A 25,183-nucleotide genomic window follows, 5' to 3' on the forward strand; every position below is an offset into this window, starting at 1 on the left:
AAGTCCATTGCGGACGGCCGTCCCGACGGCCGCAGGCGGTGAAGGATTGCCGCGTGGAAGACGCACGACGCTGTGGGCCCGACGCGTATGTAGTGCTGCAGTCTAGTGGCGACGCGCCGTGTTCACGCGCCTCCGCAGAAGGATCACCCGCACGTGCACATCAGCGTGCATGCTCCAGCACGCGCACAATTTAGCCCCTCCGACGATTGAGGAGCGGGGTCCGGGGCAGAGCCCCGTGACGGCACCTCGGACATACAGCTACGGCCGCGGTACCGGGGCCCAACCCCGGTACCACGGCCGAACCGACGGAGTCACTCGTCGTCGTTGACCCACGACATCAGCTTGCGCAGTTCCTTGCCGGTGGTCTCCAGCAGGGACTCGGCGTCAGCCGTCTTGTACTCGTTGTACTTCTTCAGACCGCCGTGGTACTCGTCCATCCACGCCTGGGCGAAGGTGCCGTCCTGGATCTCGGCGAGGACCTTCTTCATCTCGGCCTTGGTGGCGTCCGTGATGATCCGCGGGCCGGTGACGTAGTCGCCCCACTCGGCGGTCTCGGAGATCGACCAGCGCATCTTCTCCAGGCCGCCCTCGTACATGAGGTCGACGATGAGCTTCAGCTCGTGCAGGCACTCGAAGTACGCGATCTCCGGCTGGTAACCGGCCTCGGTCAGCGTCTCGAAGCCCGCCTTGACCAGCGCGGCCGTACCACCGCAGAGGACGGCCTGCTCACCGAACAGGTCGGTCTCGGTCTCCTCGGTGAAGGTCGTCTTGATGACGCCGGCGCGGGTGCCGCCGATGCCCTTCGCGTACGAGAGCGCCAGCGGGAAGCCGTTGCCGGTCGCGTCCTGCTCGACGGCCGCGATACACGGAACGCCGCGGCCCTCCTCGTACTGGCGGCGGACCAGGTGGCCCGGGCCCTTGGGGGCGACCATGCAGACGTCGACGCCGGCCGGGGGCTTGATGAAGCCGAAGCGGATGTTCAGGCCGTGGCCGAAGAACAGCGCGTCGCCGTCGTTCAGGTTGTCCTTGATGGACTCCTCGTAGACCTGGGCCTGGATCGGGTCCGGGACCAGGATCATGATGACGTCGGCCTCGGCGGCGGCCTCCGAGGGGGTCACCACGCGCAGGCCCTGCTCCTCGGCCTTCGCCTTGGACTTGGAGCCCTCGTGCAGACCGACCCGGACGTCGACGCCCGAGTCACGGAGCGACAGCGCATGGGCGTGGCCCTGACTGCCGTAACCGATGACCGCGACCTTGCGGCCCTGGATGATGGACAGGTCGGCGTCAGCGTCGTAGAACAGCTCGGCCACTTTGGGTTCTCTCCTTGGTGTGCAGGTGTTGCGTCCCACCGTATGCCGGAGGGATGGGGGGAAGTTCCGGGGTCTCGGAATGCGGGCGGCCGACGACGGCCGACCGCCCGTTTCCGGTCGTACTCGAATCTCTTACGAGGCTTTACGAGGCTCCGCGCGCGGCGGGGCCCGGGGGCCTACGCGGACCGCTCCAGGGCCCGCAGCGACCGGTCGGTGATCGAGCGGGAGCCGCGGCCGATGGCGATCGTGCCGGACTGGACGAGCTCCTTGATGCCGAACGGCTCCAGCATCTTGAGCATGGCCTCCAGCTTGTCGGCGCCGCCGGTGGCCTCGATGGTGACGGCCTCCGGGGAGACGTCGACGGTCTTGGCGCGGAACAGCTGGACGATCTCCACGATCTGGGAACGCGTCTCGTTGTCGGCGCGCACCTTCACCAGAACGAGTTCGCGCTGAACGGCCGCGCCGGGTTCCAGCTCGACGATCTTCAGCACGTTGACGAGCTTGTTGAGCTGCTTGGTGACCTGTTCGAGCGGGAGTGCCTCGATCACGTTCACCACGATGGTGATGCGGGAGATGTCGGGGTGCTCGGTGACCCCGACCGCGAGGGAGTCGATGTTGAAGCCGCGGCGGGAGAACAGGGCGGTGATCCGGGCGAGGACACCGGGCTTGTTCTCCACCAGGACGGAGAGCGTGTGCTTGGACATGGGTCTGCTTCCTTTACCTACGGCTCTCAGTCGTCTTCGTTGTCGCCGAAGTCGGGGCGGACGTCCCGGGCGGCCAGGATCTCGTCGTTCGAGGTGCCGGCGGCGACCATCGGCCACACCATGGCGTCCTCGTGGACGATGAAGTCGATCACGACGGGACGGTCGTTGATCGAGTTCGCCTCTTCGATGACCTTGTCCAGGTCGTCGGCCGACTCGCAGCGGATCGCGTAGCAGCCCATGGCCTCCGACAGCTTCACGAAGTCGGGGACGCGGGTGCCGGCGCTCGGCTGCTTGCCGTCGGCGTCCGGACCGGAGTGCAGCACGGTGTTGGAGTACCGCTGGTTGTAGAAGAGGGTCTGCCACTGGCGGACCATCCCGAGGGCGCCGTTGTTGATGATGGCGACCTTGATCGGGATGTTGTTCAGGGCGCAGGTGGTGAGTTCCTGATTGGTCATCTGGAAGCAGCCGTCGCCGTCGATCGCCCAGACCGTACGGTCCGGTGCGCCGGCCTTGGCGCCCATCGCGGCCGGGACCGCGTAGCCCATGGTCCCGGCGCCGCCGGAGTTCAGCCAGGTCGCGGGCTGCTCGTACTGGATGTAGTGCGCGGCCCACATCTGGTGCTGGCCCACACCCGCGGCGAAGATCGTTCCCTGCGGGGCGAGTTGGCCGACGCGCTCGATGACCTGCTGCGGGGAGAGCGAGCCGTTGTCGGGCTGCTCGTACCCCAGCGGGTAGGTCTCGCGCCAGCGGCCGAGGTCCTTCCACCAGGCGGTGTAGTCGCCGGGGTGACCGTCGCTGTGCTCCTTCTGCACGGCCTGGATCAGATCCGCGATGACCTCGCGGGCGTCTCCGACGATCGGCACGTCGGCGGCGCGGTTCTTGCCGATCTCGGCCGGGTCGATGTCGGCGTGGACGATCTTCGCGTGCGGGGCGAAGCTGTCCAGCTTGCCGGTGACGCGGTCGTCGAAGCGGGCTCCGAGGGCGACGATCAGGTCGGCCTTCTGCAGCGCGGTGACGGCGGTGACCGAACCGTGCATGCCCGGCATTCCCACGTGCAGCGGGTGGCTGTCGGGGAATGCGCCGAGCGCCATCAGGGTGGTGGTGACGGGCGCTCCGGTGAGTTCCGCGAGGACCTTCAGTTCGGCGGTGGCACCGGACTTGATGACGCCGCCGCCGACGTAGAGGACGGGCCGCCTGGCCTGGGTGATCAGCCGGGCCGCCTCGCGGATCTGCTTGGCGTGCGGCTTGGTCACCGGGCGGTAGCCGGGCAGGTCCATGACCGGCGGCCAGGAGAAGGTGGTCCTGGCCTGGAGGATGTCCTTGGGGATGTCGACCAGGACCGGTCCCGGGCGGCCGCTGGAGGCGATGTGGAACGCCTGCGCGATCGCCTGGGGGATGTCCTCCGCCTTGGTGACCAGGAAGCTGTGCTTGGTGATCGGCATGGTGATGCCGACGATGTCCGCCTCCTGGAAGGCGTCCGTGCCGATCGCCTTGGAGACGACCTGCCCGGTGATCGCGACCAGCGGCACGGAGTCCATGTGGGCGTCCGCGATCGGCGTGACCAGGTTGGTGGCGCCCGGCCCGGACGTCGCCATGCACACCCCGACCTTGCCGGTGGCCTGCGCGTAGCCGGTGGCCGCGTGGCCCGCGCCCTGCTCGTGGCGGACCAGCACGTGCCGCACCCGCTTGGAGTCCATCAGCGGGTCGTACGCCGGGAGGATGGTGCCGCCGGGAATGCCGAATACCGTGTCGGCCCCGACCTCCTCAAGGGAGCGGACGAGGGACTGCGCTCCCGTCACCTGCTCGGGGGCGGACTGTTGTCCTCCGGAACGGGGCCGCGGCTGCGGGTGGTGGGCCCCGGTGGCCTGCTCGGTCATCGGCATTCTCTTCTCGATGCTGAGGGTTTTTGCGAGTTTTGAGCGGTGTGCGGTTACTGATCGACAGTCACTGGTGCAACAAAAAACCCCTCGTGCCGGGAGGCAGGCGAGGGGAGCGCGTCGGGTGCGGTAGCGGGGACTTCCGGGTCATCGATCCGGTGCTTCCCAGCTCAGCCGACGCGCTTTCCAAGTACGAGAATTCGGGTGCGCATGGCACAGACCCTCCCCCCGGCACGCTGTGCGTGTCAAGTGGGTGGGACGGGAGTCTCATTATGTGAGCGCAGCGCGAGACCGGTTCCATACCCTCCCGAAGCGGCCCCCGCCGCGTACGCGTTTACGCCCCCACCTGCGAAGACGCCGCTGCCACCACCTCCCGCGAAGACGGGCTCGACGGGGCCGTGGGGCACGCTGTAGACACCGCCGGCGAGGGCTCGGCGCATTCGGTACTCGTCCAGCGGTCCCGAGAAGGCCACGCCCTGTCCATGGGTGCAGCCCATCGAGCGCAGGGCGATCACCTGCTCGGGCAGATCCACCCCGTCGGCCACGGACTGCAGCCCCAGGTCGTTGGCGATCCGCAGCAGTCCGCCGGTGATCTTGTGCAGCCGGGCGGACTCGACGACGCCCTCGACGAGACCGCGGTCCAGTTTCAGTACGTCCACGGGGAGCCGGCGCAGCGCGGTGATCGTGGCGTAGCCGCTGCCGAAGCCTTCCAGGGCGATCCGCACGCCGAGCCGCCTGAGCGTCTTCAGGCGGCGCTCCAGCTCGTCCAGGGAGACCTTGGGGTCCGTCTCGGCCAGTTCCACGATCAGGGCGCCGGAGGGCAGTCCGTGCCGGGTGAGCAGCGCCTCCACGGAACTCAGCGGCATGGACCGGTCGAGGAGTCTGCGGGCGGTCATCCGGACGGCCACGGGCACGGCGAGCCCGGTGGCCGCGCGCTCGGCGGCCTGTTCGACCGCTTCCTCCAGCATCCAGCGGCCGAGTTCGGCGGTGCGGTCGCTGTCCTCGGCGACGCGCAGGAACTCGGCGGGCGTGAACAGCACCCCCTGGGCCGAGCGCCAGCGCGCCTGCGCGGCCACCGCGGTGATCCGGCCGGTGTCCAGGCAGACCACGGGCTGGTGCAGCAGGGCGAACTCGCCGTCGTGCAGGGCGGCGCGCAGCCTGGTGGCCAGCTCCGCCTTGCGGACGACGTCCTGCTGCATCTGCGGCACGTACAGCTCGACGCGGCCCTTGCCGGCCGCCTTCGCGCGGTACATCGCCAGGTCGGCATTGCGCAGCAGTTCGCCGGCGCCCAGGCCCGGCTCGGAGAAGGACACCCCGATGGAGGCGGCGACCCGGACATCGTTGCCGTCGATGAGGTACGGCTGCGACAGGGTCGTACGCAGCCGGTCGGCGAGTTCGAAGATGTGGCGCTCGCGCGCGGTGCGGTCGCGGGAGCCGTCGCCGACGATCAGGGCGGCGAACTCGTCGCCGCCGAGCCGGGAGGCGGTGTCCCCCTTGCGGACCGCGTCCTGGAGCCTGCGGGCGGCCTGGACGAGGAGTTCGTCACCGGCCTGGTGGCCGATGGTGTCGTTGACCGCCTTGAAGCCGTCGAGGTCGATGAAGAGCACGGCGGTGCCGTGGTCGGAGGAGCGGCGGCCGGAGAGCGCCTGTCCGACGCGCTTGGTGAACAGGGCGCGGTTGGGCAGGTCGGTGAGCGGGTCGTGTTCGGCGTTGTGCTGCAACTGGGCCTGCAGGCGCACCCGTTCGGTGACGTCGCGGCTGTTGAAGATGAGGCCGCCGTGGTGGCGGTTGACGGTCGACTCGACGTTGAGCCAGCCTCCCCCGCTCTCGGCTCCGCCCGATCGGGAGGTGCCCCCGCCGGAGCGGAAGCGGCACTCGATGCGGGTGGTGGGTTCCTCCGCGGGGTCGGCGGCGAGGAAGCGGCGCACCTCGTGCACCACGCAGCCGAGGTCCTCCGGGTGGATCAGCATGGCGAGTTCGGACCCGACCAGTTCCTCGGCGGGCCGTCCGTAGACCCCGGCCGCGGCCGGACTGACGTACCGCAGGATGCCGTTCGGTGCGGCGATCATGATGACGTCGCTGGAGCCCTGCACCAGGGAGCGGAAGTGGTTCTCCTTCTGCGCCAGTTCATGGGTGAGCGTGATGTTGTCGACGAGCATGATGCCCTGGCGCACGACGAGGGCGAGCACGACCGTGCCCCCGGTGACGAGCACCACGCGGTCGACGCTGCGGCCGTTGAGCACGTTGTAGAGAATCCCCAGCGTGCAGACGGCGGCGGCCAGGTAGGGGGTGAGCGCCGCCAGCGAACTGCTGATGGGCCGACCGAGGGGATACCGGCTGTGACCTCCCTCCTGGAGGGGCACGTGTGCCGGTTGTCCCTGCCGGGGCCCGGGCACATGGCCGTACACCACGCGCGTGTGCCCCTTATCTTCCGTGTGTCCGTGCCCCTGCCCCACCCAGGGGGCGTAGGCGAGCAGCAGTGAGCCGGCGAACCAGCCCGCGTCGAGCAACTGCCCTGAGCGGTAGTCGTTGTGGAGCAGCGGTGAGGTGAACAGGGCGTCACACATCACCGTCAGGGCGAGTGCCCCGATCGCGGTGTTCACCGCGGAGCGGTTCACCGCCGACCGCCTGAAGTGCAGTGCGAGCACCATGCTCACGAGAGCGATGTCGAGCAGCGGATACGCGAGCGACAGCGCGGTGTGGGGGACGCTCGGCTCCTCCGCCCTGGCCGCCTGGGCGAGCGCGAGACTCCAGGAGAGCGTCAGCAGCGAGCCGCCGATCAGCCAGGCGTCGAGTCCGAGGCAGACCCAGCCGGCCTTGCTCACCGGCCGTTTGGCGAGGACGAGCAGTCCCACGATGGCCGGTGGGGCGAAGCACAGGAAGAACAGGTCGGCCCAGCTGGGGCTGGGCACCGGGCTCTGCAGGACGACCTCGTACCAGCCCCAGACGAGGTTGCCCACCGCCGCCATCGCGGAGGAGAGCGAGAAGAGCAGCCATGCGGGTCGAAAGCGGCTGCGCCGGGTGCGGGCGCAGAGGAAGCAGGAGACGGCCGCGGTGGCGGCCGCCGCGCCCAGCCCGAAGTCGCCCATGATCAGGGCCAGTCGTGGTGAGCCCCAGCCGAGCGCGGAACCGACGGCGTATCCCGCGCACATCAGGGCGAGCACGAGTTGCGGGACCATACCCGTCCCGCCCCCGGTGACTTGACCGCGGGCGAGCACCGCCCCCGGGGAGCTCACTGTGTCTCTCCGGGCCGAGCCGCCCCCGAGTCCCTCTGGTCCCGGTGCCCCGGATGACCGTGGCGCCTGCGACCACTCGGCCTGCGGTGGTGATGGCCGCTGTGGCCGCATCTGCGCGCGGGCGGACACCAGGGTCGCCGTCGGCGGCCCCGTCGCGTCGGATCGTTGGTCCATAGGCCGTGCATCGCCCGTCGCCCCCCTCGCTGTTGCTGTCTCTCAGTCCCCGGCGCCGGATGGTGCGTGGCGCAGCCCCTGTCGGGACGATACACCAGTCTCGTCACTCAGGGACATAGTTCCTCTACGCTCCGTGACGGCCGAGGAGGAATTGGACACGGCGCGCGTTCGACGGAATGCGGAGGGTACCCATGAGTGCCCGTCGTGCGCGCCCGGACGGGAGAGGGGAGGACTACGAGCCCGTCGTAAGGACCACGTTCCGCAGTGGCTCCCGGTTCACGAAGCGGTTCAACTGGTCCAGGAGGAGCCGCCGGGCCCGTGGGAGGAACGCGGAGGTGGGGCCGCCCACATGAGGGCTGATGAGCACGTTCGGGGCGTGCCACAGGGGGTGCCCCGGCGGCAGCGGTTCGGGGTCGGTGACGTCCAGGGCCGCCCGGAGCCGGCCGCTCTCCAGCTCGGCGAGGAGCGCCTTGGTGTCGACGACACCGCCGCGGGCCACGTTCACCAGGAGCGCCCCGTCCTTCATCCGGGCCAGGAAGTCGGCTCCGGCCAGGCCTTTCGTCTGCTCGGTGAGCGGCGTGATGAGCACCACCACATCGGCTTCCGGCAGGAGCTCCCGCAGGGCGGAAATCGGATGCACGGGGCCGCGCGCGGTCTCACGTGCGGAGCGCGCGACGCGCGCTACCCGCGCGAGCTCGAACGGCGCGAGCCGGTCCTCGACGGCCGAACCCACCGCTCCGTAGCCGACGATCAGAACGTTCTTGTCCGCGAGCGCGGGACGGAACCCGGACCGCCATTCCTCGCGGTCCTGGCCGCGGACGAAGTCGGGGATGCCGCGCAGTGACGCGAGGATGAGGGTGAGGGCGAGTTCGGCGGTGCTCGCGTCGTGCACACCGCGCGCGTTGCACAACTGCACTCCCTCGGGAAGCAATTCAAGGCCTGGCTGGACGTGGTCGATGCCGGCCGACAGGGTCTGCACGACCTGCACGGAGGTCATCGCGGCCAGGGGCCGCACGGAGACGTCACCGCCCTTCATGTAGGGCACGACGTAGAAGGCGCAGTCGGCGGGGTCGGCGGGAAAGTCCTCCTCACCGTTCCAGTAGCGGTAGTCGAGGCCCTCGGGAAGGCCTTCGAGTTCGTCGGGGTGAAACGGGAGCCACACTTCGTACGTCATGGTCAGGAGGCTATGCGAAGCGCCCGTGGACGCAGAGGTTAGTTTGGGGTGCCAGGAGAGGGAGGGCACGGCCAGGTGGAGCGCAGGACGATCGGGGCGGCGGCGCTCGAAGTGGGGGCTGTCGGTCTCGGGTGCATGCCGATGAACTGGGCGTACTCGGGTTCGCGGCAGCGGGGTGCCGAATCGCTGCGGACCGTGCACGCGGCCCTCGACCGGGGCGCCACGCTCCTGGACACCGCCGACATGTATGGGCCGTTCACCAATGAGCTGCTGGTGGGACGGGCGCTCAAGGAGCGGCGTGCGGAGGCCTTCGTGTCGACCAAGGTCGGCCTGCTGGTGGGTGAGCAGCACATCGTGGCCAACGGCCGCCCCGGGTACGTGAAACGGGCATGTGACGCCTCGCTGCGCCGGCTGCAGACGGATGTCATAGACCTCTACCAACTGCACCGCGAGGACCCGGAGGTGCCGGTCGAGGAGACCTGGGGCGCGATGGCGGAGCTCGTCTCGGCCGGGAAGGTGCGGGCTCTGGGGCTGTGCGCGGTGGGCGCCCGGGCCGGCCGCAGGCCGGGTGCGCGGCTGCACGACGGGACGATACGGAAGCTGGAGCGGGTGCAGCAGGTCTTCCCGGTGAGCGCGGTTCAGGCCGAGTTGTCGGTGTGGTCGCCGGAGGCGCTGGAGACCCTGCTGCCGTGGTGCGAGGCGCGCGGGGTCGGTTTCCTCGCCGCGATGCCGCTCGGCAACGGCTTCCTGACCGGGACCCTCACTCCCGGCGAGGGGTTCGAACCCGACGACCTGCGGGCCAGGCATCCCCGGTTCACCGCCGAGATGATGGCCGCGAACCAGCCGATCGTCGTCGGTCTGCGCCGTATCGCCGCCCGCCACTCGGCCGGGGCTCCCGGCGCGGACGTCACTCCCGCGCAGGTGGCTCTCGCGTGGGTGCTGTCGCGCGGACGGCAGGTGGTTCCGGTGCCCGGGACCAAGCGGGAGTGCTGGGCGGCGGAGAACGCGGCGGCGGCCGGGCTGCGGCTGACGGCGGAGGATCTCGCCGAGGTGGCGGAACTGCCTGCGGCGCTGGGGTCCTGGGACTGAGCGGGATCGCCCCCCGGGGGGCCGGGTTCCCGGCCCCGAATCGCCCGGTTCGGGCGGGGCCCGGTGATTCGGTGTCCGTGATCGGGAACCCGGGAGGCTCGGGCGGTGTATGAAAAGTAGAACCTGCCACGTCGAAGGGATCCCGCATCGTGCAACGTCGAGCTGTGACGGCCGTGTTGGCCGCAGCCACGCTCCTGCTGACGGCCGGATGCTCCTCGGACGACGGGGGGAGTTCGGACGGCGGGAGCACGCCCTGGGTCTCTCCGAAGCCCGGCACCTCGCCCCCGGCCTCCGAGCGGGCGGCCGAGGAGGCACCGCCCGCCAAGGGCTCCGTGAAGGTCGTGCGGACCGTCACCGAGGGCCTCAAGACGCCCTGGGGCCTGGCGCCGCTGCCCGAGGGCGGCCTCCTGGTGTCCTCGCGCGACGAGGGGACGATCACCCTGGTCGACGAGAAGACCGGCAAGAAGACCGAGGTCGGCTCGGTGCCCGGGGTCGCCCCCGGCGGCGAGGGCGGCCTGATGGGCCTGGCGCTGTCCCCGACGTACGCGTCGGACCACATGGTCTACGCGTACTTCACCTCGGACTCGGACAACCGCATCGTGCGCATGCAGTACGACGCGAAGAGGCCGGCCGGTGAGCGGCTGGGCGCTCCCGACACGGTGTTCCGGGGCATCCCCAAGGGCACGAACCACAACGGCGGCCGGATCGCCTTCGGCCCGGACAAGATGCTGTACGTGGGCACGGGCGAGACCTATGTCACCGAGCTGGCCCAGGACAAGAAGTCGACGGGCGGCAAGATCCTCCGTCTGACCCCGGAGGGCGAACCGGCACCGGGCAACCCCTTCGACTCGCCCGTCTACTCGTACGGCCACCGCAATGTGCAGGGCCTGGCGTGGGACTCCAAGCAGCGGCTGTTCGCCTCGGAGTTCGGCCAGGACACCTGGGACGAGCTGAACCACATCAAGCCGGGCGGCAACTACGGCTGGCCCAATGTGGAGGGCAGGTCCGACGACTCCCGGTACGAGAGCCCGATCGACCAGTGGAGCACCGACGAGGCCTCTCCCAGCGGTATCGCCTACGCGGAGGGCTCCGTGTGGATGGCGGGCCTGCGCGGCAAGCGGCTGTGGCGCATCCCGCTCAAGGGCACGGAGGAGTCGGCGAAGCCCGAGGCCTTCCTGGAGGGCAAGTACGGCCGGCTGCGCACGGTGGTGTCGGCGGGCGGCGACAAGCTGTGGCTGGTCACCAGCGAGACGGACGGCCGGGGAACCCCGGGCGACGGGGACGACCGGATCCTGGAGCTGCAGGTGAAGTGAAGGAAGCGAGGCGAGGCGATGTGAGGCGAGACGCCTAGGCGGGAGCTTCCGGGTCGTCCCGCTCCTGCGGCTCGTGCTCCCCGTCCTGCCCGTCCCGCTCCCCCGTGGGCTGCGTCGGCGGGCGCACGACCACCTTGCCCGAGGTCAGATCTATGGGGCCCCGTCCGGGGTCGCCGTCGTTGAGATCCACGCGGGTCAGTTCCAGCCGCTTGTTCTCGTCCTCGGTGTGCTTGCGGCCCGGTGCGAAGAGGTTCTCGATCATGTTGAACACAGCGGCTCCTTCGGCCCGGCGTCTCTTACAGCGTAAACCTCACCTCGTGGAAGTCAGCCGGCTCGTCCGGTCGGGCGGGCGGCGGCCGTCTCCGGCGGGAACAGCCGCATCCGGTGCGCGACGGCCGCCGCCTCGCCCCGGCCGGAGACGCCGAGCTTGGCCAGGATGTTCGAGACGTGGACGCTGGCGGTCTTCGGGGAGATGAAGAGCTCCTCGGCGATCTGGCGGTTGGTGCGGCCGGCGGCCACCAGGCGCAGGACGTCCCGCTCGCGGCTGGTGAGGCCGAGCGCCTCGGCCGGATCGGCGGGCGTGAGCGGCGTCCGCCCGGGTGAGCGGGCGAGGGTGAGACGGGCGCGCTGTGCGAGCAGGGCGACGGCGTCGGCGAGCGGCCGTGCGCCGAGGTGGTCGGCGACGGCCCGGGCCAGCCGCAGCAGCTCGGTGGCGCGGCCCCGCTCCTCCTCCGTACCGCCGGAGCCCAGCAGGGCCTCCGCGAGCCGGTGGCGGACGCGGGCCAGGTCGTACGGGCGCTCCAGCGGTTCGAAGGCCGCGACGACCTCGGACCAGTCGTCCGGGGTGTCCCGGCTCTCGGTCCGCAGCAGTTCGACGCGTACCCAGCGCTCGTACGCCTGCCATACGGGCACGTTCGTGGTGAGGGACTTGGCGGTCGTGCGCAGGCGCTCGACGAGTTCGGCGCGGCCCGGTTCGGCGGCGGGCAGTCCGCGGGCGTCGGCCTCCGCGGTCGCCGCGGCGAGCAGCAGGGGCCAGCCGTAGCGCTGGGTGCCCGGCGGGAAGCCGAGGCTCAGTGCTTCGTCCAGTTCCGTGCGGGCGTCGAGGAGGCGGCCCTCCCCCGCGGCGATGCCGATCGCGAGGGTGGTCAGGGGCAGCGCGTTCTGGGGCACGGCGTCGTGGGTGCCGAAGTGCCTGCGGGCCTCGGTCAGTCGGGCGCGTGCGGTGGGCAGGTCGCCCCTGGCCAGTTCGAGGCGGGCGTGGAGCATGGTGCGGAAGCCCCGGGGTTTGGCGCTCTGGCCGACGCGCTCCGAGTTGTAGCCGGCTTCGGCGGCCTCGGGCCAGCGGCCCAGCGAGAAGAGGGACTCGCCGAGGTTGCCCCAGACCCAGGCCTCGGTGTCCAGCAGGCCGTATCGGCGGGTGAGCCGGACGCCTTCCTCCAGGATGCCGACGGCCTCCTGGGAGCGGCCGACGCCCTCCAGGTGGGAGGGCAGGTTCACATGGGCGCGGCCCATCACGTAGGCGGCGCCGAGTTCCGTGGCCCGTTCCTTGACGTCGTGCACCTCGGCTAGGCCGGCGCCGATGTCGCCGGATTCGACCAGGAGTCCGCCCAGCGTGAGGCGGGCGTTCAGCTCGATGTCGCGGGCTCCGACCATGCGGGCGTACTGCACGGCGCGTTCGGCGGCCTGGAGCGCGTCCGGGCCGGGCCGGTGCACCATCAGCCAGTTGGCGACGTGGGCGAGGACGTCGGCGTGCACCTCGGAGGGCGGCAGTCCCCGGACGAGGTCCTGCGCGGTGCCGAGTTCCCGCCAGCCGTCGCCGAGGCCCTGTCCCTCGACGAGACGGGAGCGCTGGATCCAGAACCAGGCGGCGCGCAGCGGGTCGTGCTCGTCCTCCAGGAGGTGCAGGGCCCGCTTGGTTATCTTCAGCGCGCGCTTGCGTTCCCCGCAGAACCGGCCCGCCACGGCGGCCTCGGCCATGAGGTCGAGATAGTGCAGCGGGGTGGTGGCCGGATCGCGGCCGTCGGCGCTCCCGCCGCGCACCTCGGGCAGTGCCGGCGGATAGGCCTCGCTGTAGTCGGCGGTGCGCAGTGCGGCGCGTACGGCCTCGGGGGCCGTGTCCCACAGTTCCATCGCCCGTTCCAGGAGCCGTACCTGCTCCGAGTAGGCGTGCCGGCGGCGGGCCGCGACGGAGGCGTCGAGGACGGCGGGCAGGGCCTTGGCGGCGTCGTGCGCGTGGTACCAGTGGCTGGCCAGCCGGGCGGCGCGCTCGCCGGCCGCCGGGACCAGCGAGGGATCCGCCTCCAGGACTTCCGCGTACCGGCGGTTGAGGCGGGAGCGTTCGCCGGGGAGCAGGTCGTCGCCGACGGCCTCGCGCACCAGGGAGTGGCGGAAGCGGTAGCCGTCGCCGTCGGGTGTCGCGAGGAGGATGTTGGCGCCGACGGCGGCCCGCAGTGCCTCGATGAGGTCGTCCTCGGAGAGCCGGGCCACGGCCGCGAGCAGCCGGTACTCGACCGTGGACCCGCCCTCGGCGACGATCCTGGCGACCCGCTGGGAGCTCTCGGGCAGGCTCTCGACGCGAACGAGGAGCAGGTCGCGCAGGGAGTCGGTGAGGCCGGTGGCGCAGCCGTCGTGGGCGGCCACGGCCAGTTCCTCGACGAAGAAGGCGTTGCCGTCGGAGCGGGCGAAGATGTCGTCGACCTGGACCGGGTCGGGCTCGGAGCCGAAGATTCCGGCGATCTGGCGGGCGACTTCGGCGTGGGTGAAGCGGCGCAGCTCGATCCGGCGGACGGTGCGCAGCCGGTCGAGTTCGGCGAGCAGCGGGCGCAGCGGGTGGCGGCGGTGTATGTCGTCGGCGCGGTAGGTGGCGACGACGAGGAGATGGCCGCTGCGCAGGGTGCGGAAGAGGTAGGCGAGGAGGTGGCGGGTGGATGCGTCCGCCCAGTGCAGGTCCTCCAGGAGGACGACGACGGGGCGGTCGGCGGCGACGCGTTCCAGGAGGCGGACGGTGAGTTCGAAGAGGCGGGCCATGCCGTCCTCGTCGTGCCGCCCGCGGGTGGTCTCCCCCAACTCGGGCAGCAGCCGGGCCAGTTCCTCCTCCTGGCCCGCGGACGCCGCGGCCAGTGCGTCGGGCAGGTGGCGGCGCAGGGCCCGCAGGGCGGTGGAGAAGGGGGCGAAGGGCAGTCCGTCGGCGCCGATCTCGACGCAGCCGCCGACGGCCACGACGGCGCCCTCGCGGCAGGCGGCCGTCGCGAACTCCTCGATGAGCCGGGTCTTTCCGACGCCGGCCTCACCGCCGAGGAGCAGCGCCTGCGGCTCGCCCGCGGTGGCGCGGGCGAGCGCGTCGTTCAGTACGTCCAGCTCGTCGGCCCGGCCGACGAAGACCGGACTGACGGACCTGGTCTCCACAGCGCCGAGCATCGCACAGGGGTCGGACACGGCGTCACTGGTTATCCGGGGCCCTGCCACGGCGTCGGTTCCGCCTGTCCGGGACCCGGCCACGGCGTCGATTCCGCCTGTCCGGGACCCGGCCGCGGCGTCGATTCCGCCTGTCCGGGACCCGGCCGTCCGAGGGGCGGACACGGCCTCGGGCCCGGCCGCGGTGGCGGACGGGCCCGTGGTCGTCGAGGGCGGGTCCGTGACCGGGAGAGCGGTCACCGTGCCCTCGTTCCGTTCGGGGCGGCCGACCCCCGTGCGGCCGCCCCGTGACGCCCCGGCGTTCATGCGGCGCGCGCGAACCGGGGCCGACGGGAGCGGTGGCCGTTCACCCGCCCCTCGCCGTCGTCGTGGCCGGATCGCGCGGCCTCGCGGCGGGCGGCACGACGGGTGCGGGCGGCCTCGCGGGCCATGCGGTAGTTGTCGGCGGCGCGGATCAGCTCCGCGGAACGGATCTGCTGGAGCTCGTACTCGAACATCTCGTACCCCTCGGGAAGAAGTGACCGGCGGAAGGTCGCCGTCGGCCTCGCTCGTTCGCGATGCCTCAACCTTCGTCTCCGAGGGGGGTGCGCCACATCGGGAGAGTTCCGCATTGTGAACGCACGAGGGGCCTTAGTTCCGCCGTGAGTGGCTCACGGCGGAACTAAGGCCCCTCAGGACGTGCGGTTCCGTGCGTACGTGCGGTCGGTCAGCCGGTGGTCGTCGGCATGCCGAGGAGGACGTCGGAGTACTTGAGCGCGGCCAGCAGCAGGCCGATGACGCCGAGCGAGACACCGGCCCAGGCGACGGACTTGACCCACGGGGACTGGGCGGGGATCCGGTCCGGGTTGCCGAACGCGGGCCTGACCAGCACCACGACACCGACGATCAGCGCGGCCAGCGCGAAGAAGCCGGCGACCAGGGCGTTGGCGTTCCAGGAGTCGGCGTACACCTGCTTGATCTGGGTGGCGACGGGCGAGCCCTGCGCGGTCTCCAGCTGGCCGTAGAGCGAGTCGCGCGCCTGCGCGATCGTGCCGACCCAGCTGCCGGTCAGGGAGACGATGCCCAGTCCGGCGGAGACGACCGCGGCCGCGCCCGCGCCCACACCGGAACCGGTTCCCGCAGCGGCCACGACCTGCTCGTCCTGCGCCGACTCTCCGTCGCCCTCATCGGCGAGATCGTCCTCGTCCGGGCTCTCGGAGCCGGTCCGGCCGTCGGCGGCCTCGACCTCCTCGACCTCTCCGACCTCTCCGGCGGCGGCGCCGGTGCCCTTCTCGTCACTCTTGCCGAGCTTCACGGCCTCGTCGTCGCGCTGCGCCTCGGTGCCGGTCTCGATCCCGGCCTCGTTCTCTGTCTTGGTTCCCATGCTCCGCACCGTACGGACGCTGTCTGAGAATTTCTTTAAGATCCCAGGATCCTCACGCGGGGGTCGGCAGATCGCCTTGTTCGGCGGCGGCCGCGCGTGCGGCGCGCCACTCCCGCGCGAGGACCGACCACACCTCCGTGTCCTGCCGTACGCCCCGGTGGGGCCAGTTCTCGCGCAGGACGCCCTCGCGGCTCATGCCGAGCCGCCGTGCCACGTTCAGGCTGGGTACGTTGGCGGCCGCCGCGTGCCACTCCACGCGGTGGATGCCGCGTACGTCGACCGCCCAGTCGATGAGGACGCGGATCGCGCGCGTGATCAGACCGCGGCCCGACGCCGCCGGCTCCAGCCAGCAGCCGACCTCGCAGACGCCGTGCTCGGCGTCGAAGACGCGGAAGAGCACACCGCCGACGAGCCGGCCGTCCAGCCACACCCCGTGCAGGCTGCCCGTGTCGGCGGCCTTCTTGTCGGCGAACGACTGGAGCAGCTCGCGCGCGGAGTCGGCGTCCGTGACGCGCGAACCGAAGGAGATGTACTGCTGGACGAACTCGCGTCCGCGGTCGAGATGAGCCAGGAACTCGTCCGCGTGCCACGGCTCCAGGGGCCGCAGTTCGGCGCCGTCGTCACCCAGGGATATCGCGTACATCCTGCTGTCGCTCCTTCACGAGTACCGCCACGGGTACGTCCGCCGGCGCGTCCACCGCGCCCGCCGCACCCATCGCATCCACGAGCGCGTCGCCGCGCGCCCCGGGGATCGTCGCACGGCGGCCCGGACCGGCGGTACGGATTTCCGGCGGCTCGATACTGAGCCGCGGCAGGCGCCGGTCGAGCCAGCCGGGCAGCCACCAGTTGGCGCCGCCGAGCAGGTGCATGAGGGCGGGCACCAGGAGCGTACGCAGCACGAACGCGTCGAGGGCGACGGCCGCGGCCAGCCCGACGCCGAACATCGAGATCACACGGTCGCCGCTGAGCACGAAGGCCAGGAAGACCGAGATCATGATCACGGCGGCGGAGTTGATCACCCGGCCGGTCTCCGCGAGGCCCACCCGGACGGCCCGGCGGTTGTCACCGGTCTCCAGCCACTCCTCGTACATCCTGCCGACCAGGAACACCTGGTAGTCCATGGAGAGCCCGAAGAGCACGGAGACCATGATCACGGGCAGGAAGGGTTCGATCGGACCGGCCCGGCCGAGGCCCAGCAGTTCGCTCCCCCAGCCCCACTGGAAGATCGCGACGACGACCCCGAAGGAGGCGGCGACGGCGGCGACGTTCATCGCGGCGGCCTTCAGCGGGATGCCGACGGACCGGAAGGCGAGCAGCAGCAGGAGGCAGCCCAGACCGATCACCACGCCCACGAAGAGCGGCAGTTTGCCGACGATGACGTCCGCGAAGTCGTCGTATCCGGCGGTGATGCCGCCGACCTGGAGGTCGAGCGTGGTGCCGGTCCCGGCCCGCGGCAGTACGTCCGTACGGAGGTGCTCGACGAGTTCGCTGGTCTGCCGGGACTGCGGTGAGGACTCGGGTACGACGGTGAGGTAGGCGGTGTCCCCGTCGCCGTCGAACGTCACCGGGGTCACGTCCCGGACGCCCGCGGTCGCCCGGAGCGTGGCGTCGAGGTTGTCGAGGGCGAGCCGGTCCTGGGCGCCGGTGACGGGCGTGACGAGGGTCAGCGGCCCGTTCATGCCCGGTCCGAAGCCCTCCGCGATCAGGTCGTACGCCTGTCGCGTGGTGGCCGTCGACGGGTTGTTGCCCTGGTCGGAGGTGCCCAGGTGCAGCGAGAACATCGGCACCGCGAGCAGCGCCATGACGGCGAGGGCGGCGCCGCCGAGGATCTTGGGGTGCCGTTCGACGAAGGCGGACCAGCGGGCGGCGAGTCCGGTGGGGACCTCGGGTTCGGGTCCGTGCTCGGCCAGCCGGCGGCGTTCGCGGCGGCTGAGCGCGCGCATGCCGATGAAGGAGAGCAGCGCGGGCAGCAGGGTGACGGAGGCCGCGACCGTGAGGACCACGGTGAGTGAGGCGGCGATCGCGACGCCGTTCAGGAAGCCGAGCCGCAGGATGAGCATGCCCAGCAGGGCGATGCAGACGGTGGCGCCCGCGAAGACGACCGCGCGCCCGGTGGTGGCCACCGCGTTGCGGGCGGCCTCCTCGACGGGAAGGCCGCGCTTGAGACCGCGGCGGTGCCTGGTCACGATGAACAGCGCGTAGTCGATGCCGACGCCCAGCCCGATCAGCAGCCCGAGCATGGGCGCGAAGTCGGCGACGGTCATCACATGCCCGAGCAGCACGATTCCCGCGTACGCGGTGCCGACGCTCACCAGGGCCGTCGCGATGGGCAGGGCCGAGGCGGCGAGGGAGCCGAAGGCGAGGAAGAGGACCACGGCGGCGACGGCCACGCCGACGATCTCGGCGAGGTGTCCGCCGGAGGACTCGGTGAGGGCGACGGCCTGGCCGCCCAGCTCGACCTGGAGCCCGTCGGTTCCGGCCGCCTTCGCGGCGGCGACGACGGCCGCGGCCTCGCCCCGGTCGATGTCCTCGGCCGGCTCGTCGAAGATCACTGTGGCGTAGGCGGTACGCCCGTCGCCGCTGATCTGCCCGGAACCGGGCCCCTCGCCGCCGGAACCCTCGTAGGGGCTGACGACCGCGGCCACCCCCGGCAGGGCGGCGATCCGGTCGAGGGTGAGGGTCATGGTCTGTTCGACGTCGGCGGCGCGGACCGTACCCGGGGTGGAGTGCCAGACGACGGTGTCGCCGTCGCCGCCGAGGCCGGGGAAGTTCTCCTGGAGCAGTTCGGCGGCCCGTCCCGACTCGGTGCCCGGCACCTGGTAGTCGTTCGAGTACGCGGATCCGGCGACGAGCGCGGCGGTGGCGGTTCCGCCGAGGGCGGTGAGCCAGAGCAGTAGGGCGACGAGACGGTGCTGCACACACCAACGTGCGAGGGCTGCCACGGACGAGCTCCCTGGGGGATTTGTGGATCTTTATCGGGAACTGCCCGCAAAGAACGCATGACCGATGCGTTGTCACTCTTCCAGCCCAAAGTGATCGTTGGCCTCATTCATGGGCTTACTCACATGAGTGCGAGACAGTTCACACGACAATCCGCTGAACTATGTCGCCCCTCAGCACACGCTCGTTGCCTTCAGAGGCACAGGGAACGGCGCGAGCCTGTTGCCTCTAGGGGCGCGGGGAACTGCGCAGTCTTTTCGGGGGCGCAGCCCCCAAGGGGCGCGGGGAACTGCGCGACCAGCCACGACGCACCCGCACCCGCACCCGTCAACGCACCGCCCCGCCCCGCACCCAAGGCCCCGGCCGGCGGAACGCCGAAGGGCGCCGCACCCCCAGGTGCAACGCCCTTCCGCACAGAACAGCCCGAGGGCTAGCCCTCGACACCAAGCTTCTCAAGGATCAGCTCCTTGACCCGCGCCGCGTCAGCCTGCCCCCGCGTGGCCTTCATGACGGCCCCCACCAGCGCACCGACAGCAGCCACCTTGCCGCCACGAATCTTGTCGGCGACACCGGGGTTCCCGGCAATGGCCTCATCGACGGCAGCCGTCAGCGCACCCTCGTCCGAGACGACCTTCAGACCGCGCTTCTCGACGACCTCGTCCGGCGTGCCCTCACCCTTGACGACCCCGTCGATGACCTGCCGGGCCAGCTTGTCGTTGAGGGACCCCTCGACGACCAGCGCGGCCACCCGGGCGACCTGCTCGGGCGTGATGGCCAGAGAGTCCAGGGCCACCCCGGACTCGTTGGCCGCACGCGCCAGCTCACCCATCCACCACTTGCGAGCGGAGGCCGCGTCGGCACCCGCCGCGATCGTGGCGACGATGAGGTCGATGGCCCCGGCGTTGAGCATCGACTGCATGTCGTGGGCGTTGACGCCCCACTCCTCGCGCAGCCGGTTGCGGCGGGCCAGCGGCTGCTCGGGCAGCCCCGCGCGCAGCTCCTCGACCCACTCGCGGGACGGCGCGACCGGCACGAGGTCGGGCTCCGGGAAGTACCGGTAGTCCTCGGCCTCCTCCTTCACACGCCCCGAGGTCGTCGACCCCGTGTCCTCGTGGAAGTGGCGGGTCTCCTGGATGATCGTGCCGCCGTCGTTGAGCACGGCGGCGTGCCGCTGGATCTCGAAGCGGGCCGCACGCTCCACGGACCGCAGCGAGTTGACGTTCTTCGTCTCGCTGCGCGTACCGAACTTCTCCCGGCCGTGCGGGCGCAGCGACAGGTTCACGTCGCACCGCATCTGGCCCTGCTCCATGCGCGCTTCCGAGACGCCGAGCGCCTTGATCAGCTCGCGCAGCTCGGCGACGTACGCCTTGGCGACCTCGGGGGCCCGCTCGCCCGCGCCCTCGATCGGCTTGGTGACGATCTCGATGAGCGGGATGCCGGCGCGGTTGTAGTCGAGCAGCGAGTGCGAGGCGCCGTGGATACGGCCCGTCGCGCCGCCGACGTGCAGCGACTTGCCGGTGTCCTCCTCCATGTGGGCGCGCTCGATCTCCACGCGGAAGATCTCGCCGTCGTCCAGCTGGACGTCGAGGTAGCCGTTGAAGGCGATCGGCTCGTCGTACTGGGAGGTCTGGAAGTTCTTCGGCATGTCCGGATAGAAGTAGTTCTTCCGGGCGAAGCGGCACCATTCGGCGATCTCGCAGTGCAGCGCGAGGCCGATCTTGATCGCGGACTCGACGCCGATCGCGTTGACGACCGGCAGCGCGCCGGGCATGCCCAGACAGGTCGGGCAGGCCTGCGAGTTGGGCTCGGCGCCCAGCTCGGTGGAGCAGCCGCAGAACATCTTGGTCTTGGTGCCGAGTTCGACATGGACTTCGAGGCCCATGACGGGGTCGTACGACGCCAGCGCGTCCTCGTACGACACCAGGTCAGTCGTGGCAGTCACGGTGAAACTTTCCCTCTCAGCCCAGCAGGACGTCGTCGTCGCCCAGGCGCTTGAGCTCCCGGTAGAGGATGGCGAGGCCGGTGACGATGGCGGCGGCGGACACGGTCGCGTCGATCAGCCTCAGCGTGTCCCCGTCGCTGCGGGCCAGCTTGATCTGCTTGGCGACGCTGATCGCGCCGAACGCGGTACTGCCGAGCGACACGTACAGCCCGGTCTTCGACTTCTTGAAGTTCTTTGCCTTCTTGGCCATGGCGGTCACAGCGACGGAGCCTCCTCGATCAACGGGTGGCCCCAGCGTTCCACGAACGCGGCCTCGACGGCGGCTCCCACCTTGTACAGGCGGTCGTCCTTGAGGGCCGGCGCGATGATCTGGAGGCCGACGGGCAGATTGTCCTCGGGTGCGAGGCCGCAGGGCAGCGACATCGCGGCGTTGCCCGCGAGGTTGGTCGGGATGGTGCACAGGTCCGCGAGGTACATCGCCATCGGGTCGTCGGCGCGCTCGCCGATCGGGAAGGCGGTGGTCGGCGTCGTCGGCGAGACGATCACGTCGACCTGCTCGAACGCCTTCTCGAAGTCCCGCGTGATGAGCGTACGGACCTTCTGGGCACTGCCGTAGTACGCGTCGTAGTAGCCGGAGCTGAGCGCGTACGTGCCGAGCATGATGCGGCGCTTGACCTCGTCGCCGAAGCCCGCCTCGCGGGTGAGGGCGGTGACCTCCTCGGCGGAGCGCGTGCCGTCGTCACCGATGCGCAGGCCGTAGCGCAGGCCGTCGAACCGGGCGAGGTTGCTCGAACACTCGGACGGCGCGATCAGGTAGTACGCCGACAGGGCCAGGTCGAAGGACGGGCAGTCCAGTTCGACGATCTCGGCGCCCAGTTCCTTCAGGAGCGCGACCGACTCGTCGAAGCGCTGCACGACACCGGCCTGGTAGCCCTCGCCGCGGAACTGCTTGACGACGCCGACGCGCATGCCGTCCACGCTGCCGTTGCGGGCGGCCTCGACGACGGCCGGGACCGGCTCGTCGACGGAGGTCGAGTCCATCGGGTCGTGTCCGGCGATGACCTCGTGCAGCAGGGCCGCGTCGAGCACGGTACGGGCGCAGGGCCCGCCCTGGTCGAGGGAGGACGAGAACGCCACCATGCCGTACCGGGACACCCCGCCGTACGTCGGCTTCACGCCGACCGTGCCGGTGACGGCGGCGGGCTGGCGGATGGAGCCGCCGGTGTCCGTGCCGATCGCAAGGGGCGCCTGGTAGGAGGCGAGGGCCGCGGACGAACCGCCGCCGGAGCCGCCGGGGATGCGGGACAGGTCCCAGGGGTTGCCGGTCGGCCCGTACGCGCTGTTCTCGGTGGAGGACCCCATGGCGAACTCGTCCATGTTGGTCTTGCCGAGGATGACGACGTCGGCCGCCTTGAGCCGCGCGGTGACCGTGGCGTCGTAGGGCGGGATCCAGCCTTCGAGCATCTTGGACCCGACGGTGGTCGGGATGCCCTTGGTGGTGAAGATGTCCTTGAGCGCGAGGGGTACGCCGGCCAGCGGGCCGAGCTTCTCGCCCCGCGCCCGCTTCTCGTCGACCGCGCGGGCCTGGGCGAGCGCCCCTTCCCGGTCGACGTGCAGGAAGGCGTGCACCTTCTCGTCGACGGCGCCGATGCGCGCGAGGTGCGCCTCGGTGACCTCGACGGCGGTCAGCTCGCCGGAGGCGATCGCGGCGGCGATCTCGGCGGCGGTGAGCTTGATGATGTTGACGTTGCTGTCCGTCATGGTGATTAGTCCTCCCCCAGGATCTGCGGCACCTTGAAACGCTGCTGCTCCTGGGCCGGGGCGCCGGAGAGCGCCTGCTCGGGGGTGAGCGACGGACGGACCTCGTCCGCGCGCATGACGTTCGTCAGCGGCAGCGGGTGGGAGGTCGGCGGTACGTCTTGGTCGGCGACCTCGCTGACGCGGGCGACCGCGCCGATGATGTCGTCGAGCTGGCCGGCGAAGTGGTCGAGCTCTTCGCCCTTCAGCTCCAGACGCGCCAGCCGGGCGAGGTGGGCGACCTCCTCGCGCGTGATGCCAGGCATGCAGCGATCCTCAGGGGTGAGTGCGTGTGGTGAGCCCCAATCCTATGGGGCACGACGAGATCCCCGTACATCGGTTTCTCCCGGCGCCCGGGCGGGCGGGAACGGACGGCCGCCGACGACGCGAAACCCCCACGGGAAACGCCCACCCGTCGAGATGCCCGCCACGGACGGGCGGGCGGGCGGGAAAAGATCTCTACTCGTCCGAGCCGGCCGCGGGCGACGCCGCAGGCAACGCGGCGGCAGGCCGCTGCCACCCCCGCGACCCCCGCGCCAGCAACCACGCCGTGGCCTCCTCCGGAGGCATCGCCGCGGCCACGAGCCACCCCTGCACCGCGTCGCACCCGAGGTCCCGCAACCGCTCCCACGTCTCGTCGTCCTCGACGCCCTCCGCGACGACGAGCAGCCCGAGCGAATGCGCGAGGTCCACCGTGCAGCGCACGATCTCCGCGTCCTCCGTGTCCACCGCGAGCCGCGCCACGAACGAGCGGTCGATCTTCAGCTCGCTCACCGGCAGCCGCCGCAGATGCACCAGCGACGAGTACCCGGTCCCGAAGTCGTCGAGGGACATCTTCACGCCGTGCGCGGTCAGCGCGGCGAGGGTGTCCGCGGCCCGCTGCGGGTCCTCCAGCAGGACGTGTTCGGTGATCTCCAGCTGCAGCGCCCCCGCGGGGACGCCGTGCCGGGCGAGCCGCGCGGCCACCGATCCCGCGAAGCCGGGGGTGTGCACGTCCCGGGGCGACACGTTCACGGCGACCGGCACCCGAAGCCCCTGGGCACGCCAGCGCGCCACCTGCGCGAGCGCCGCCTCCAGGACGTACTCGGTCAGGTGCGGCATCAGTCCGGACGACTCGGCGATGGCTATGAACTCGTCCGGCGGCACCTTCCCGCGCTCGGGATGCACCCATCGTACGAGCGCCTCAAGTCCCGCGACCTGCCCGTCGAAGCGCACCTTCGGCTGGTAGTGCAGCTGGACGTCCCCCGCGTCGAGCGCCCGCCGCAGATCGCCCAGCAGTCCGAGCCGGTCGGGGGTGTTGGAGTCGCGCTTGGACTCGTAGACCTCCACCCCCGTACGGTCCCGCTTCGCCTGGTACATCGCGACGTCCGCCCGCCGCAGCAGGCCCTCCGCGTCCAACGCGTGGTCGGGGAAGACGGCGAGCCCGGCGCTTGCCTCCAGCACGAGCGTCAGCCCGTCGAGGTCGAGCGGCGAGCCGAGCGCGGTCACGAGGCCGCGGGCGACCCGCGTCGCCGAGGTCGTCGAGTCGGCGATGGGCAGCAGTACGGCGAACTCGTCCCCGCCCAGCCGCGCGGCCTCCGCCCCGCGCGGCAGGGCGATCCGCAGCCGGTCCGCTATCTGCAACAGCAGCCGGTCGCCGGCGAGATGTCCGAGGGTGTCGTTCACGGACCGGAAGCGGTCGAGGTCGATCAGCATCAGAGCGGAACGCGCACCGATCCGTTCGGCGTCGTCGAGCGCCCGCCAGGTCCGTTCGAGCAGCCACTGCCGGTTGGGCAGACCCGTGAGGGGATCACGCAGTTGCTCCTCGGCCCGGGCCCGCGCTATCCAGAGCGTGGAGTCGAGAGCGATGAGGGGCACGGCGAAGAGCGGCAGGAGCGCGGGGAGGGCGACGGCGACCACGCAGATCAGCGGAGCGATACCGAGCAGCGCGACGGCCACGAGCCCCTGTCTGACCAGGGCCGTGCGGGCGACGGTGGGCAGTCCCGGCGTGCGGGGCGCGTGGAGGTACCAGAGCAGCGCGCGGCTCACGACGAGATACGCCCCGGCCGCCAACACCACCTGAGGCACGGTGAGAACGGTCCAGGTCTCCGGTTTCCAGGGCGTCTCGACGGACGGCACCCGGCCGAACGCGGCCAGCACCAGCGCCCCCGCGCCGATGCCGAGGATGTCCACCGCGCCGTGCAGGATGCCCTGGCGCCAGCGGTGCCGGCGGGCTATGCCGACGAGCACGACGACGGTGAGGCTGACCATTCCGGCCGGCACCCAGCCGTACAGCAGCAGGACGGCGAGGGTGAGGGCCGCTCCGGAGCCCGTGCCGCCCCACCAGCGGGAGCGGCCCAGCGCGACCAGGTGGCCGACGATGACGCCGACGAGCACGGCCAGCGCCCAGCCGGCCGAGCCGGACGGAAAGAGCGAGTGGTGGCCGGTGAAGGCGCGGTAGAACCCCGCGCCCAGCACGGCCGCGGCGGCCACGACGACCGCCGTGGGCAGCGCGGGCCAGGCCGGCTGCCGGTCGGTCTCCTGGCCGGGCAGCTGGGCCGGGGAGCCGGGGACGGCGGTGAACCGGCCCGAACCGGGTCCGTCCGTACCGGTGTGCTGTCCGGCGGCGTACCCCGGCGACCCCGGGGCCCCCGGCACGCCGGACCGCTCCGCGGGCCTGGTGACGCCGAGGCCCGCCCCGAACTCCCGGCTTCGCTCCAGCAAGGGGTGCCCCCATCGCCGCACGCCGGTCATCCAGCGTGGGCGCAGCCGTGAGTCCGGGGCGGCGCTCTCGGTCGGTTCCATTCCCGTCCCTCTCACGGCCGGCGGTGCCCACGCCACGCGGCCCGACGCACGATCAGTCCCTCAACG

18 protein-coding genes are annotated in these 25,183 nt (G+C 71.3%); 2 read left to right on the plus strand and 16 right to left on the minus strand.

Annotation, left to right across the window (positions count from 1 at the left end; genetic code table 11):
• Nucleotides 1-311: 311 nt before the first annotated feature.
• From ilvC to J8N05_RS34245, 5 genes are all read right to left on the minus strand, one after another.
• Nucleotides 312-1,310 (minus strand): ketol-acid reductoisomerase, encoded by a 999-nt coding sequence (gene ilvC / locus J8N05_RS34225; protein WP_107021903.1) that lies wholly within the window; start codon nt 1,308-1,310, stop codon nt 312-314.
• A gap of 176 nt (nt 1,311-1,486) precedes the next feature.
• A complete protein-coding gene (gene ilvN / locus J8N05_RS34230; protein WP_189776235.1) occupies nt 1,487-2,014 on the minus strand; it encodes an acetolactate synthase small subunit in 528 nt (175 codons plus the stop codon).
• Nucleotides 2,015-2,040: 26 nt separating this feature from the next.
• Nucleotides 2,041-3,897, minus strand: a complete 1,857-nt coding sequence (locus J8N05_RS34235) for an acetolactate synthase large subunit (RefSeq protein WP_210889613.1) — start codon at nt 3,895-3,897, stop codon at nt 2,041-2,043.
• Between the two features lie 239 nt (nt 3,898-4,136).
• A complete protein-coding gene (locus J8N05_RS34240; protein WP_210889615.1) occupies nt 4,137-7,070 on the minus strand; it encodes a putative bifunctional diguanylate cyclase/phosphodiesterase in 2,934 nt (977 codons plus the stop codon).
• A gap of 463 nt (nt 7,071-7,533) precedes the next feature.
• Nucleotides 7,534-8,475 carry a 2-hydroxyacid dehydrogenase gene (locus tag J8N05_RS34245; protein ID WP_210889617.1) on the minus strand — a complete coding sequence of 314 codons (942 nt, stop codon included), beginning with the start codon at nt 8,473-8,475 and terminating at the stop codon, nt 7,534-7,536.
• A 75-nt stretch (nt 8,476-8,550) separates the two neighbouring features.
• Here J8N05_RS34245 and J8N05_RS34250 point away from each other — a divergent pair, with 75 nt between their 5' ends.
• On the plus strand, nt 8,551-9,564 hold the full coding sequence (locus tag J8N05_RS34250; RefSeq protein WP_210890562.1) for an aldo/keto reductase: 1,014 nt from the start codon (nt 8,551-8,553) through the stop codon (nt 9,562-9,564).
• Nucleotides 9,565-9,728: 164 nt separating this feature from the next.
• Nucleotides 9,729-10,877, plus strand: a complete 1,149-nt coding sequence (locus J8N05_RS34255; RefSeq protein WP_210889619.1) for a PQQ-dependent sugar dehydrogenase — start codon at nt 9,729-9,731, stop codon at nt 10,875-10,877.
• A gap of 34 nt (nt 10,878-10,911) precedes the next feature.
• Here J8N05_RS34255 and J8N05_RS34260 read toward each other — a convergent pair whose 3' ends face one another.
• From J8N05_RS34260 to J8N05_RS34310, 11 genes are all read right to left on the minus strand, one after another.
• Nucleotides 10,912-11,148, minus strand: coding sequence for a DUF6191 domain-containing protein (locus J8N05_RS34260; RefSeq protein ID WP_210889620.1), 237 nt, complete (start codon nt 11,146-11,148; stop codon nt 10,912-10,914).
• A gap of 53 nt (nt 11,149-11,201) precedes the next feature.
• On the minus strand, nt 11,202-14,294 hold the full coding sequence (locus J8N05_RS34265) for a helix-turn-helix transcriptional regulator (protein ID WP_210890563.1): 3,093 nt from the start codon (nt 14,292-14,294) through the stop codon (nt 11,202-11,204).
• Nucleotides 14,295-14,593: 299 nt separating this feature from the next.
• Nucleotides 14,594-14,788, minus strand: coding sequence for a hypothetical protein (locus J8N05_RS34270; protein WP_210889621.1), 195 nt, complete (start codon nt 14,786-14,788; stop codon nt 14,594-14,596).
• A 209-nt stretch (nt 14,789-14,997) separates the two neighbouring features.
• Entirely contained in the window at nt 14,998-15,654 is a 657-nt protein-coding gene (locus J8N05_RS34275) for a hypothetical protein (protein ID WP_210889622.1), read from the minus strand.
• 52 nt (nt 15,655-15,706) lie between these two features.
• A complete protein-coding gene (locus J8N05_RS34280; protein WP_210889623.1) occupies nt 15,707-16,297 on the minus strand; it encodes a GNAT family N-acetyltransferase in 591 nt (196 codons plus the stop codon).
• Nucleotides 16,275-18,596: an MMPL family transporter gene (locus J8N05_RS34285; RefSeq protein ID WP_210889624.1), complete on the minus strand. Its 2,322-nt coding sequence runs from the start codon at nt 18,594-18,596 to the stop codon at nt 16,275-16,277. The genes J8N05_RS34280 and J8N05_RS34285 overlap by 23 nt, the downstream gene beginning before the upstream one ends.
• A 428-nt stretch (nt 18,597-19,024) precedes the next feature.
• Nucleotides 19,025-20,536 (minus strand): Asp-tRNA(Asn)/Glu-tRNA(Gln) amidotransferase subunit GatB, encoded by a 1,512-nt coding sequence (gene gatB, locus J8N05_RS34290; protein WP_210889626.1) that lies wholly within the window; start codon nt 20,534-20,536, stop codon nt 19,025-19,027.
• A 16-nt stretch (nt 20,537-20,552) separates the two neighbouring features.
• Nucleotides 20,553-20,786 (minus strand): hypothetical protein, encoded by a 234-nt coding sequence (locus J8N05_RS34295; RefSeq protein ID WP_210889627.1) that lies wholly within the window; start codon nt 20,784-20,786, stop codon nt 20,553-20,555.
• A 5-nt stretch (nt 20,787-20,791) separates the two neighbouring features.
• The gene (gene gatA / locus J8N05_RS34300) at nt 20,792-22,297 is read right to left on the minus strand and encodes an Asp-tRNA(Asn)/Glu-tRNA(Gln) amidotransferase subunit GatA (protein ID WP_210889628.1); all 1,506 of its coding nucleotides are present in this window, start codon (nt 22,295-22,297) and stop codon (nt 20,792-20,794) included.
• A gap of 5 nt (nt 22,298-22,302) precedes the next feature.
• Nucleotides 22,303-22,599 carry an Asp-tRNA(Asn)/Glu-tRNA(Gln) amidotransferase subunit GatC gene (gene gatC / locus J8N05_RS34305; protein WP_015036350.1) on the minus strand — a complete coding sequence of 99 codons (297 nt, stop codon included), beginning with the start codon at nt 22,597-22,599 and terminating at the stop codon, nt 22,303-22,305.
• A 193-nt stretch (nt 22,600-22,792) separates the two neighbouring features.
• Nucleotides 22,793-25,117, minus strand: a complete 2,325-nt coding sequence (locus J8N05_RS34310) for a putative bifunctional diguanylate cyclase/phosphodiesterase (protein WP_210889629.1) — start codon at nt 25,115-25,117, stop codon at nt 22,793-22,795.
• Nucleotides 25,118-25,183: the final 66 nt, after the last annotated feature.

It is taken from the genome of Streptomyces liliiviolaceus (genome assembly GCF_018070025.1).
GTDB lineage: Bacteria > Actinomycetota > Actinomycetes > Streptomycetales > Streptomycetaceae > Streptomyces > Streptomyces liliiviolaceus.

Excerpts from the sequence above, each read along its gene's own strand:
- ilvN (WP_189776235.1), bottom strand. The coding sequence starts at position 2,014 with ATGTCCAAGCACACGCTCTCCGTCCTGGTGGAGAACAAGCCCGGTGTC.
- J8N05_RS34235 (WP_210889613.1), bottom strand. The coding sequence starts at position 3,897 with ATGCCGATGACCGAGCAGGCCACCGGGGCCCACCACCCGCAGCCGCGG.
- J8N05_RS34240 (WP_210889615.1), bottom strand. The coding sequence starts at position 7,070 with ATGGTCCCGCAACTCGTGCTCGCCCTGATGTGCGCGGGATACGCCGTC.
- J8N05_RS34245 (WP_210889617.1), bottom strand. The coding sequence starts at position 8,475 with ATGACGTACGAAGTGTGGCTCCCGTTTCACCCCGACGAACTCGAAGGC.
- J8N05_RS34265 (WP_210890563.1), bottom strand. The coding sequence starts at position 14,294 with ATGCTCGGCGCTGTGGAGACCAGGTCCGTCAGTCCGGTCTTCGTCGGC.
- J8N05_RS34270 (WP_210889621.1), bottom strand. The coding sequence starts at position 14,788 with ATGTTCGAGTACGAGCTCCAGCAGATCCGTTCCGCGGAGCTGATCCGC.
- J8N05_RS34275 (WP_210889622.1), bottom strand. The coding sequence starts at position 15,654 with ATGGGAACCAAGACAGAGAACGAGGCCGGGATCGAGACCGGCACCGAG.
- J8N05_RS34280 (WP_210889623.1), bottom strand. The coding sequence starts at position 16,297 with ATGTACGCGATATCCCTGGGTGACGACGGCGCCGAACTGCGGCCCCTG.
- J8N05_RS34295 (WP_210889627.1), bottom strand. The coding sequence starts at position 20,786 with ATGGCCAAGAAGGCAAAGAACTTCAAGAAGTCGAAGACCGGGCTGTAC.
- gatA (WP_210889628.1), bottom strand. The coding sequence starts at position 22,297 with ATGACGGACAGCAACGTCAACATCATCAAGCTCACCGCCGCCGAGATC.
- gatC (WP_015036350.1), bottom strand. The coding sequence starts at position 22,599 with ATGCCTGGCATCACGCGCGAGGAGGTCGCCCACCTCGCCCGGCTGGCG.
- J8N05_RS34310 (WP_210889629.1), bottom strand. The coding sequence starts at position 25,117 with ATGGAACCGACCGAGAGCGCCGCCCCGGACTCACGGCTGCGCCCACGC.